The organism is Dactylosporangium sp. NPDC005572, from assembly GCF_040605515.1.
Classification (GTDB): Bacteria; Actinomycetota; Actinomycetes; order Mycobacteriales; family Micromonosporaceae; genus Dactylosporangium.
The window spans coordinates 1-11,301 of the sequence record NZ_JBEXCY010000302.1; the positions used below are offsets into that span (position 1 = coordinate 1).

Annotated in this window: 9 protein-coding genes and 1 pseudogene; 1 reads left to right on the forward strand and 9 read right to left on the reverse strand. The window is 73.7% G+C overall.

The window, feature by feature from the left end:
- The 3 genes from ABZS66_RS57385 to ABZS66_RS57395 form a co-directional block, all read right to left on the reverse strand.
- On the reverse strand, positions 1-270 hold a 270-nt coding region (locus ABZS66_RS57385), incomplete at its 3' end, for a hypothetical protein (protein ID WP_354772746.1).
- Positions 267-770 carry a sigma-70 family RNA polymerase sigma factor gene (locus ABZS66_RS57390; protein ID WP_354772748.1) on the reverse strand — a complete coding sequence of 168 codons (504 nt, stop codon included), beginning with the start codon at positions 768-770 and terminating at the stop codon, positions 267-269. The genes ABZS66_RS57390 and ABZS66_RS57385, both read right to left, overlap by 4 nt.
- A 42-nt stretch (positions 771-812) precedes the next feature.
- Positions 813-1,646: an alpha/beta fold hydrolase gene (locus tag ABZS66_RS57395; RefSeq protein ID WP_354772750.1), complete on the reverse strand. Its 834-nt coding sequence runs from the start codon at positions 1,644-1,646 to the stop codon at positions 813-815.
- A gap of 68 nt (positions 1,647-1,714) precedes the next feature.
- Here ABZS66_RS57395 and ABZS66_RS57400 point away from each other — a divergent pair, with 68 nt between their 5' ends.
- Entirely contained in the window at positions 1,715-3,643 is a 1,929-nt protein-coding gene (locus tag ABZS66_RS57400) for a S9 family peptidase (protein ID WP_354772752.1), read from the forward strand.
- Positions 3,644-3,704: 61 nt separating this feature from the next.
- Here ABZS66_RS57400 and ABZS66_RS57405 read toward each other — a convergent pair whose 3' ends face one another.
- The 6 genes and pseudogenes from ABZS66_RS57405 to ABZS66_RS57430 form a co-directional block, all read right to left on the reverse strand.
- Positions 3,705-4,721, reverse strand: coding sequence for an aspartate-semialdehyde dehydrogenase (locus ABZS66_RS57405; protein WP_354772754.1), 1,017 nt, complete (start codon positions 4,719-4,721; stop codon positions 3,705-3,707).
- A gap of 147 nt (positions 4,722-4,868) precedes the next feature.
- Positions 4,869-5,156: an Lrp/AsnC ligand binding domain-containing protein gene (locus ABZS66_RS57410; protein WP_190255275.1), complete on the reverse strand. Its 288-nt coding sequence runs from the start codon at positions 5,154-5,156 to the stop codon at positions 4,869-4,871.
- Between the two features lie 36 nt (positions 5,157-5,192).
- A complete protein-coding gene (locus ABZS66_RS57415; RefSeq protein WP_354772756.1) occupies positions 5,193-6,017 on the reverse strand; it encodes a sugar phosphate nucleotidyltransferase in 825 nt (274 codons plus the stop codon).
- Positions 6,014-6,523 carry an NUDIX hydrolase gene (locus tag ABZS66_RS57420; RefSeq protein WP_354772758.1) on the reverse strand — a complete coding sequence of 170 codons (510 nt, stop codon included), beginning with the start codon at positions 6,521-6,523 and terminating at the stop codon, positions 6,014-6,016. Before ABZS66_RS57420 ends, ABZS66_RS57415 begins: the two co-directional genes overlap by 4 nt.
- An 18-nt stretch (positions 6,524-6,541) precedes the next feature.
- Positions 6,542-8,272, reverse strand: a pseudogene (locus ABZS66_RS57425) (HD domain-containing protein); the annotation flags it as partial.
- A 1,816-nt stretch (positions 8,273-10,088) separates the two neighbouring features.
- Positions 10,089-11,301 (reverse strand): DEDD exonuclease domain-containing protein (locus ABZS66_RS57430; RefSeq protein ID WP_354772760.1); only part of this gene is annotated, 1,213 nt, incomplete at its 5' end.

Here is an 11,301-nt window from a genome sequence, read left to right on the forward strand (position 1 = left end):
GCTGCGGGCCGGCGCCTCCGCCGGCAGGCTCGGCCCGGCCAGCAGCGCCACGGCCGTCACCACCGCTGCCACCAGCGTCGCCGCGGCGGCGGCCGTCGCCGTCTGGCGGAGCCGGCGGCCGCGGTCGACGCGGCGGGTCACCTCAGCCAGGGTCAGCTCGGCCAGGGTCACCTCGGCCAGGGTCGCCTCCGCCTCGGCCGCCGCCGCATAGCGGGACGGCACCAGCTCCCGGCGCAGCAGCGCCTCGACCTCGTCCAGCGGGCGGTTCACGGCAGCCTCCTCCCGTCGACGCTCGCCGGGTCGCCCAGGGCCGCGCGCAGCCGCAGCAGCGCGCGGTGGCGCAGCGCGCGGACCGCGCCCGGGCGGCGGCGCAGGATGCGGGCGATGGAGGCGTCGTCGTGGTCGTCGTAGTACGTCAGCGCGACCACCGCCCGCTGCGGCGGGGACAGCTGCCGCAGGGCCGCCCGCAGGAGCTCCAGGTCCTCCACCCGCTCGTACGCCGGGTCGCGGGCCGGGTCAGCGACCGCGAGGACCGGGAGCGACCGCCGCCACAGGCGGGCGCGGCGCAGCGCGCTCAGATGGAGGCGGACCATCGTCGTGCGCGCGAAGGCCGATGGGTTGCCGGCCGGGTCGACCCGGTCCCACACCCGCGCCAGCCGGACCAGCGTGTCCTGGACCAGGTCCTGTGCCTGGTGGCGGTCGCCGGTCAGCACGTAGGCGTACCCGGACAGCGCGGCCAGGTCGCGGCGCACGAAGCTGGCGAAGTCCATCGCACCTCCCTGCGGCTCCATACGCACCGCACGGGGCGCACGTTACGGGAGGGACGCGGTCCAGCCGGCGACGCGGGCGGCCAGCGGGTCGCCGTTCTTCGCCCACGTGAAGTGGTCGATGCGGGTGCCCGCCTCGGCCGCGGAGTAGTGCTCGCGGCGGACCTCGGCCGACGTCAGCTTCGAGGTCAGGCGGTCGACCGTGGGGGCCGGGGTGTACTGGTCGCCCTCGACGTCGACCGCCAGGACCGGGGTCGTCACCCGGGCCAGGGCCGCCTCCACGTCGACGCCGGCGACCGGGCGGTAGCGGCCGGCGCGGGCGGTGTACGCCCAGTCGCCGATCACGCCCCGCGCCTGGCGGCCGCCGAAGACCCAGCCCGGCCAGTAGCGCAGCACGGCCGAGCCCGCGGCCAGCGTCTGGGTCATCGCCAGGATCTGCGGGCCCCGCGACGGATAGCTGCGCCAGTACGGCAGGCCGACCGCGAGCAGGGCCAGCCCGGCGACGTCGGACGACGCGCCGCGCAGCGCCAGGTGCAGGGCGCACAGCTGGCCGCCCAACGAGTGCCCGATGAGCACCGTGCGGCGGCCGGCCCGGGCCGGCTTCAGGTGCTCGAGCACCGCGTCCACGTCGTCGGCGAGCTCGGCGAAGCCGTAGCGGGACCTGGAAGAGGCCCGGGGCGTGCTGGCGCCCGTCCCGCGCAGGTCGGCCACCGTCACGGCAACGCCGTGGGACGCCAGCGAGGCGGCGAACGAGCGGTAGTAGCGGGCCGGGACGCCCATCGCCGGCCACAGGACCGCGAGCGTCGGCGCGTCGTCCGGCGCAGGCGCGAACGTGTGCAGCGCGAGCCGGTCGGTGCCGCGATCGAGGAGCTCCTCCATACGACCGTAGGGTAGAGGTAGGAGGTTACTCGCGGGTAAGAAGTGTGACCCGGACTACTGTGCTGGACGTGAAACCTCTCGATCTGTCGCAAATGCGCCTACCCGGCGCGCCGACCCTCAGCCCCGACGGGACGATCGCCGTCGTGTCCCTCACCCGGCTCGACCTCGGCGCCGACCAGTACACCTCCCAGCTCTGGCGCATCCGCACCGACGGTGACGAGGAGCCGGTCCAGCTCACCTACGGCTGGCACGACAGCGCACCGCGGATCTCGCCCGACGGCCGCTGGCTGGCGTTCCTGCGGGCGACGAAGGAGAAGGGCAGCCGGGCCGGCGGCGACAAGGCCGAGCACGACGCCGCGCCCCAGCTGTGCGTGATGCCGCTGGCCGGCGGCGAGGCGCGGCGGCTGACCGACCTGCCGCTGGGCGCGGGCGCGCCCGCCTGGTCACCCGACGCCACGCGGCTGGCGTTCTCCGCTCGTGTACCGCAGCAGGGCCGCTACGGCACCGGCAAGACCGGCGACGGCGACAAGATCGGGCCCGACGGCGAGCCGCCGCGCCGCCTCACGCGGCTCTTCAGCCGCGTCGACGGGCTGGGCTTCCTGCACGACCGCCCCGCGCACCTGTTCGTGGTGGCGCTCGACGGCACCGTCACCCAGCTCACCGAGGGCGAGCGCAGCCACGGCGACCCGCGCTGGAGCCCCGGCGGCGACTGGCTCACGTTCGTCTCCGAGCAGCACGACACCTGGGCCGACGACGTGGCCGGGGACGTGTGCGTGATCCCGGCGGCGGGCGGGGAGCTGCGGGTGCTCACCGGCACCACGCTGACGCCGGCCCTGCCGCACTTCACGCCCGACGGCGCGAGCGTGGTCTTCACCGGCAACCCGGCGGGGGAGGGGCGGGTCGACCCGACCATGCGCCACGAGTCGCTGTGGTCGGTGCCGGTCGTCGGCGGGGAGGTGCGGCAGCTGCTGGACAACGAGACCTACACGCTGGCCTCGCCGGGCGGCGACATCGCCGTCACCGACGCCGGTGTGCTCTTCACGAACGAGCATCGCGGTGCGGTACAACTGCTGCTTGTGCCCTTCGACGGGGGAGCACCCGAGGTCCTCGTCGACGGGGAGCGGCAGGTCGCCGGCTTCGCGTCGGCGGGGGAGACCCTGGTGGCGACGATCGCCGGGCCGGCCGACTGGGGCGAGGTGTACGCCGGCGAGCGCCGCCTCACGAACTTCAGCGCCGGCTTCCCGGTGCTGGAGCAGACCGAGCTCACGGCGAGCGCCCCCGACGGCTACCCGGTGCACGGCTGGGTCGTGCGGCCCGCGGGGGAGGGTCCGCATCCGGTCCTGCTGATGATCCACGGCGGGCCGTTCGCGCAGTACGGCTGGCGGCTCTTCGACGAGGCCCAGGTCTACGCCGGCGCCGGGTACGCGGTCGTCTACGGCAACCCGCGCGGCTCCTCCGGCTACGGCGAGGCGCACGGCCGCGCGGTCGTGGGCAACGTCGGCGAGGTGTCGGCGGTCGACCTGCTCGCGCTGCTCGACGCGGCGCTCAAGGCGCCCGACCTCGACGGCTCGCGGGTCGGGGTGCTGGGCGGCTCGCACGGCGGGTTCATGACCACGTGGCTGGCGGCCCACCACGGCGAGCGCTTCAAGGCCGCCGTCTCCGAGCGCGCGGTGAACGCGATCGACAGCTTCCAGGGCTCGTCGGACATCGGCTGGTTCTTCGCCGAGTCGCTGTACCGCGACGACTTCGCCCGGCAGAGCCCGCTCACGTACGCCGACCGCATCACGACCCCGATGCTGATCGTGCACTCCGAGCAGGACTGGCGCTGCCCGGTCGAGCAGGCGCAGCGGCTGTTCGTGGCGCTCAAGCAGCGCGGCACCCCGGTCGAGTTCCTGCTGTTCCCGGGCGAGGGGCACGAGCTGTCGAGGTCGGGCCGCCCGTCCCACCGGCTGGCCAGGTTCGACGCGATCCTGGACTGGTTCGCCCGCCACGTCTGACCCCTCCTCGCCGCCCCGCGGCGCCGATCTCGCGGCGCCGCGGGGCGTGCTGGCGTGGGGGTTACGCGGCGAGGAGCTCGGCGATCTGGACCGCGTTCAACGCGGCGCCCTTGCGCAGGTTGTCGTTCGAGACGAACAGGCTCAGGCCGTGGTCGACCGTGTCGTCGACGCGGATGCGGCCGACGTACGACGGGTCGGCGCCCGCCGCCTGCAGCGGGGTCGGGACCTCCGTCAGCACGACGCCGGGGGCGCTGGACAGCAGCTCACGGGCGCGCTCGACCGAGATCGGCCGGGCGAACCGGGCGTTGATCGACAGCGAGTGGCCGGTGAAGACGGGCACGCGCACGCAGGTGCCCGACACGCGCAGGTCCGGGATCTCGAGGATCTTGCGGCTCTCGTTGCGCAGCTTCTGCTCCTCGTCCGTCTCGAACGAGCCGTCGTCGACGATCGAGCCGGCCAGCGGGAGCACGTTGAACGCGATCGGGGCGACGAACTTCTTCGGCTCCGGGAACTCCACGGCCGAGCCGCTGAAGGCGAGCGCCGCGGCGCCGTCGGCGACCTTGCGGACCTGCTCGTCGAGCTCGGCGACGCCGGCCAGGCCGGCACCGGAGACCGCCTGGTAGGTCGCGGCGACGAGGGAGAGCAGCTGGGCCTCCTCGTGCAGCGGCCGCAGCACCGGCATGGCCGCCATGGTGGTGCAGTTGGGGTTGGCGATGATGCCCTTCGGCCGGTTGGCGGCGGCGTGCGGGTTGACCTCGGCGACCACCAGGGGTACATCGGGATCCATGCGCCAGGCGGAGGAGTTGTCGATGACGACGGCCCCGTCGGCGGCCACCTTGGGGGCGAGCTCCTTGGACGTGCCCTTGCCCGCGGAGAACAGCACGATGTCCAGCCCGGTGTAGTCCGCGGTCGCCGCGTCCTCCACCAGGACCTGTCCGTCCTGCCAGTCGATGGGCCGCCCGGCGGAGCGGGCGGACGCGAACAGACGCAACTCGTCCACGGGGAACTGCCGCTCGGCCAGGATGTGGCGCATGACGCTGCCGACCTGCCCGGTGGCCCCTACGATGCCGATCCTCATGGGCGCGAGGGTACCCGCTGGGAACCGCGCTTTCGATGCGATTTGCCGCACTCCCGACGCCCTAACCAGGGCAAACGCTCTCTTCTTGCGGTGTTCTGCTGGTCGTGTGCGAAGCGTTGTCGAGCGCGACCCGCATTTCCGGGGAAATTAGTCCGCGTCGGGCAGGCCGATCGCGAACGCCTCCTCCAGGTCGTGCTTCGAGTAGGCGCGGAACGCGATGTGGGTGTCGGTGTCCACGACGCCCGGCACCTTCGAGATCCGGTTGGCGATCACCTCGGCGATCTCCTCGTACTGCCGGACGCGCACCATCGCGATGAGGTCGGTGTTCCCGGCGACGGAGTACACCTCGCTGACCCCGTCGAGGTTGGCGATGTTCTCGGCCACCTCGGGGATCGAGTCGGTCGCGCAGTCGATGAGGACGATCGCGGTGATCACCTGGGTGCTCCTTCCAGCATGTGGACATCGGCCATGCTAGTGGGCGGGGACGGTCAGCTCCCGGCCGACCCGGATCGCGTCGGTCAGCGTTTCGCCCGCCGCGACCACCCCGCCGGGCCACACGACGCCACGGGTGACGTCCCCTTCGACGACGGCTCCCGCACCCACGACCGCGCAGGTCAGGTTTCCGGTGACGATCGCGGTCTCCGCCACTGCGTTGTGCTCTCGTATCGCGTGGAGGTTGGCCGCCAGGTAGTGCGCCGGGGTGCCGGTGTCCAGGTAGGTCCCCGCGTACTCGACCACCTCCAGGCGGCCCTCCCGCTCGGCCGGCCGCCACGTGGTGCGGACCAGGTCCGCCGGTTCGGCGGTCAGCCGCTCCACGTACTCCCACGGGATCAGCGTGAAGCCGGCGAAGCGGTGCGCGCCGAACTCCTTCGGCGGGCCGGGGACGCCGAGCAGCCGTACCGTGTGGCCGTCCCAGCCGTCCAGCAGGGCCGCGATGTCCTCGCCCGGCGGCCGGTCGGGGTCGGCCAGGTAGGCGTCGGCGTTGCCGGCCAGCACGGCCCGCCCGGCCACCCAGTCCCGGAGGTTGCCCAGGCCGCCCGCCGTGCCGATCGGCTCCGGCTCGACCGACAGGTGCGCGCGGTCGCCGACGTGGGCGACGACCTGCTCGCCGAGGTAGGACGCGTTGACGGCCACGGCGTCGGGGCCGTTCGGGCCGAGTGCGTTGACCCGTTCGATCGCACGGTCCAGCAGGGGCACGTTGCCGACGGGGCACAGCGCCTTCGGCACGAGCTCGGTGAGCGGGCGCAGGCGGCGCCCTTCACCGGCGGCCAGGATGACCGCGCAGATCTCGGTCACTTGCGCAGCACCTCGGGATAGTCCTTGTACGGGCCGATGCCGTAGTGGGCGAGCAGCCGCGACGTCGACACGGTCAGCGGCGGCAGGGTGTCGAGCCGGTGCCAGGCGGCCTCCAGTACCTCGGCGGCGTCGACGGTGTAGCTGTCCTCGGGCTCGACCTCGGTCTCGAACACCATGTCGACCCACTGGCCGCGGGTGTGCACCACCGCGTTCGGGTTCGCCGCGCGGAGCCGCTCGGTCGGCAGCCTGATGCCGGTCTCCTCGGCGAGCTCGCGGGCCGCGGTCTGGATCGGGGTCTCACCCCGGTCCATCAGGCCGGCCGGGAGCGACCAGCCGGCGCCGGGCGGCTGGCGCAGGAGGAGGATCCGGGACTTCTCCACGTCGCGCACCAGGATCACGGCGCCGATCGTGTACGTCGGCTGGAACGTGCGCACGATCCGGCGCTTCCAGCGGCCGGGAAGGCGGTAGAACGTCCGATACGCGAACGCGCGCAGCCGACTCTTCATCCCCGAGAGGCTAGCCGCCTACCGCGGGCTCTGGTCGACGAGGGCGATCAACTCCGCCACGACGTCCTCAGCCGTCCGCGCGTGGTCGGCGACCGCGACCAGGAGCGTCTCCAGGTCGGGGTAGCCGAGCCGGGTCGCGAGGCGCACCAGCGGCAGGTCGCTGGCCAGGCCGCGGCCCTGCTGGCGCAGCGCGAGGCCGATCGCGAGCCGCCCCAGCCGTACCTTGTTCGCCACCGTGATGGCGGGGGCCTCGTGCGCCTCGAACCACCGGCTGATGTGCAGCCGGGCGTGCGGGGTCTTCACGAACTCCAGCCACTCGGGCGACGGCCCCCGCGCCGGCGCGTCGGCGTCGAAGTCGAACTCGTCCCGCCCGCCGGCCCGGGTGATGATCTCCACCGAGTCGCCGTCGGCGAGCGGCGAGGACACCGCACTCAGCCGCCCGTTCACCCGCGCGCCGATACATCGGTTGCCGACGTCGGCGCCCAGGATGTACGCCAGGTCGACCGGCGTCGCGTCGGCCGGCAGCAGCACCGGCCGCCCGCCGCCCGCCGTCAGCACCAGGATCTGGTCCTCGGCGAGGTCGCAGCGCAGCGAGGCGATGAACTGCGCCGGGTCGGACGCGGAGGCCTCCCAGTCGAGCAGGCGGCGCAGCCAGTCGAGCTGCTCGGCCTTGGTCGCCGGGCCGAACCGGGCGGCGGCGAGCGGGTAGCGGAAGTTCGCCACGATGCCGTACTCGGCCGCCTGGTGCATCTCGACGGTGCGGATCAGCACCTCGAGCGAGCGCCCCTCCGGCCCGAGCACCGTCGTGTGCAGCGACTTGTAGTTGTTGTGCTTCGGCGTGGCGATGAAGTCCTTGAACCGCCCCGGGACCGGCCGCCACTTGCCGTGCACGGCGCCGAGGGCCGCGTAGCAGTCGGTGTCCGGCCCGTCGACGATGATGACCACGCGGGGCAGGTCGTGCGGCTCGACGAAGTCGCCGTCGACCGTGTCCTTCCAGATCGAGTACAGGTGCCGCGGCCGCGGCGACACCGTGGCGTCCAGGCCGAACCGGCGCAGGTCGCCGGTCATCGCCGAGATGACCTTGTCGAGGTACCCGTCCCAGCCGACCCGCCCCTCGACGTAGTCGGAGATCAGCGAGTACCCGCTGGGGCTGATCGCCCGCAGGACCCAGTCCTCGAGTTCCCGCTTGAGCGCCTGGATGCCGAGCCGCTCACAGAGCGGAATCAGTACCTCGCGGGTCGCCGACGCGATCCGCACCTGCGACGAGCGGGACCGCGCGTCCAGCGTGCGCATGTTGTGCAGCCGGTCCGCGAGCTTGATGACCAGCACCCGCACGTCGCGCCCCGCCGCCACGATCATCTTGCGGATCGTCTCGGCCTCGGCGTCGGCCCCGTAGAACATCTTGTCGAACTTGGTCACGCCGTCGACGAGCAGCGCGACCTCCCCGCCGAAGTCCCGCTCCAGCGCCCCGAGCGTGTAGTCGGTGTCCTCGACGGTGTCGTGCAGCAGCGCCGCCACCAGCGTCGTCGTGTCCATGCCGAGGTCGGCGAGGATTTCCGTGACCTCGAGCGGGTGCGTGATGAACGGCTCCCCGCTCTTGCGCATCTGCCCGCGGTGCATCTGCTCCGCGGTCGCGTACGCCCTGCGCAGCAGCGCGACATCGGCCGTCGGGTGAATCTGCCGGTGGGCCCGCAGGATGGGCGACATGGCATCTTCGCTGGACTGCCAGGGGAAGATGGCCCGTAGCCGCGCGCCGATGATGGCAGAGTAGGTCGAGGTGGGATCCCCGGGCACCGCCCCACCGGCGAGCGCCGAGTAGCTGGGCGGCGGCGGCACCACGGGCGAGTCGTCACTGGGCGGCGCGGTCAGCAGCCGCCGCGGCGTGGCATACCGGTCGTCCTCGGGCTCGCGCAGCTTGGCCCGCGGCAGCACCTTCTTGCGCTGCACCTTCTCCTTGCCGGCCCCGCCGAGCACCTGCTGCGCCGCGGCCGCGTGTGCCTGCCCTTCGGCGGGTCCGGGCGTCTCGGGCTGCTGCTGTTGCTGGTCGCTCTGCTGGCGCTCGGCCTCCGCGTTCGCCTGCGGCGCCGCATCGGCCTGCGTCGTCTCGGCGCGGCTGTCGGTCTCGCCGTCTTCCTCGCCGCGCCGGTCGGTCCTGGCCCGACCCGTGCCGCCGCGGTCGTTGGACGGCCACTCGGTCCCGCGCCGCCGCTCGGCCACCCGCTCATTGGTCGGCCGGTGCTTCCGGTACCCGCTCCGCTCGCGAGCCCCCTGGCCCGCTTGCTGGTCGGGCTCGACGTCCGGTGCGTTGTCCTGTTCGACGTCCGGCGCGGAGGCCTGCTCGACCGGCACCGCGGCACCGTCACCGCTCCGGGAGGCCGCACCGGTCCGCGTGGTGTCGCCGGCCTGCGTTCCGTCGCTGCCGCGAGTCGCTCGGCCGGCTCGGGTGCTGTCGCCGGCCTGGGTCGCCTTACCGCCGCGGGTCGTGCCGTCGCCGTCTTCCGCGGGCGCGGCCCGGTGCCGCCGTGCCGGCGCATCCGGCACGTTGATCGCCGCGGTGGGCAGGCCCCGTGGCCCGAGGAACATCTCGCCGGCCCGCCGGGACTCGGCCCCGAGCCCGTCGGCGCCGACCGCCTCCGCCCGCAGCATCCCCGACCCGAGCGGGGAGGAGCTCAGATGCCCGACCCCGAGCGCGGACGGACCCAGACCCCCGGTGCCGAGCGCCGCCCCCGACCCCGGCGACCCGACACCTTGCGAACCCAACGCCTTGGACCCCAGCGGCGGCGAGCTCCCCGGCACCGAACTTCCGGCCGCTCCGTTGATCCGGTCTCCGCCCCGCGGCGGACCGCTCTGCGCCCCGCCGTCCTCGGCCCCGCGGCGGGCGCCCCCGAGCGCCGGCGGACCGAGCGGACCACCACCGAGGCCCGACGTTCCCAGACCATTGACCCGTGGGCTTACCCCTTGGTCGGAAGCCCCGAGTCCGGATACCCCCCGGCCGGAGGTCCCGGGTCCGGACGGCCCTGGTCCGGATGTGCCCAGTCCGGATGTGCTCAGTCCGGATGTACCGAGGCCGGACGTTCCCAGTCCGGCCGATCCGAATGCTGTTGTGCCGGGCCCTGGCGGGGCCGGCCTGCCTGTTACCGGCGCACGCCGGCCCGGCGGAGCCGCGCTGCTCGGGCTCAACGCCTCCGCCCCCGGCCCGGACTCGTCGGCGGTGGCGGGCGGCGCGTGCGGTGCCGCGGGCGTCGCTGCGGACGGTCCGTGGGGCCAGGACGGCGTGGGCTGGGCAAATCCGGTGGCGGGCGGATGCGGCACCGGCGAGAATCCTGTCGCCGGAAAACTTGATGACTCCGTGGGGTTGCCGTCCGGCGCCTGTGGGTCCACCATGAACTCGCTGTGGGCCGTGGAGGGGCCAGCATCCAAGGGCGCGCCGGACTGGTGCAGACCGGGCTCCATGCGGCACCTCCTCACCGATGGGCCACTCGGGCCTCAGTTTGGGTAGGTTCCAGCCTAGTTTGCTCTGCCGTATCCGATCGGCCAATTGAGTATGTGCGAACGTCCGATGTACCTACCCGTCCAGGTCGAACTGAACCGCCGCGGCGGCCTCGGCGCGGGCCAGGAACGGGCGCCAGCGACCGGCTCCGGTGGCCGGTGATGCCCAGCCCATGTCGGCCTTGACCAGGCGTGTTTCCGGGCGCTCGAGCCAGGCGAGGATGCGCTCGGTCTCCTCGGGCGAGGCGCGGGGCGTCGGGCCCGGGCCGGGCCGCACGGTTTCGGCTGTGGCGAGCACCACATCCAGCGTCGGCTGTGGATGCACCCTCGGGGGTGACACACCCGCGGCGGCCAGTCGGCCGTGTCGCACCACGGCGAGTTCCCACCCGCCGGATGCGGCCGGGCGGGCGGCGATGAGCTCGGGTAACGCCGTCAGGGAGGCCAGCCGCTGCATGCGGACCGCCGTGCGCAGGAACGCCACCAGCCGGGCGCGGATCGTGGCCGCGTCCTCGAACCGCTCGGCGGCGGCGAGCACCTCGATGCGGGCCAGCAGGCCGCGCACGACCGGGCCGGGGTCGCCGACGGTCGCGGTGCGGAACGGGCCGGCGGCCGCCGACTCGTAGTCGTCGGCCGAGATGCGGTGCTCGCACGGCGCCGGGCAGCGCCCCAGCTCGGCGAGCGCGCACGCGGGCGTGGTCGTGCGCAGCGAGAGCTTGTGGGTGCACTGGCGGATTGGCAGCGCGTCATACACCCCCGCGGCGGCCAGCTCGGCGCCCCGGCGGGAGGGGAACGGCCCCAGGTAGGCCGCGCCGTCGTCCTGGAGCTCACGGACGATGGACAGCCGCGGATAGGCCTCGCGGGTGAGCTTGAGCCACAGGACACGCTCGGGGAACTTCGAGCGGCGGTTATACGGCGGCTTGTGCGTCGCGATCAGCCGCAGCTCCCGCACCTCGGCCTCCAGCGAGTGCGCGCACAGGATCGCCTCCACCCGCTCCGCCGCGTTGAGCATCTCGTCGATGCGGGCGCGTTTCTCGGCGGCGGTGAAGTAGCTGCGGACGCGGGTGGCGATCGACGAGCTGGTCCCGATATACAGCGGGCGGTCCTTGTGCCCGCGGAACACGTAGACGCCGGGCTTGTCGGGCAGCCCGTCGGCGAGGTGCCGCTTGCGCCGCTGGGCCGGGCTGACCGCCTTCACGAACTCCAGGACGTCGCCGACGGTGTGCACCTTGCGGCTGCCCAGCCGGGCGATCAGGCCGTGCAGCACGTCGACGGTCGCCCGGGCGTCGTCG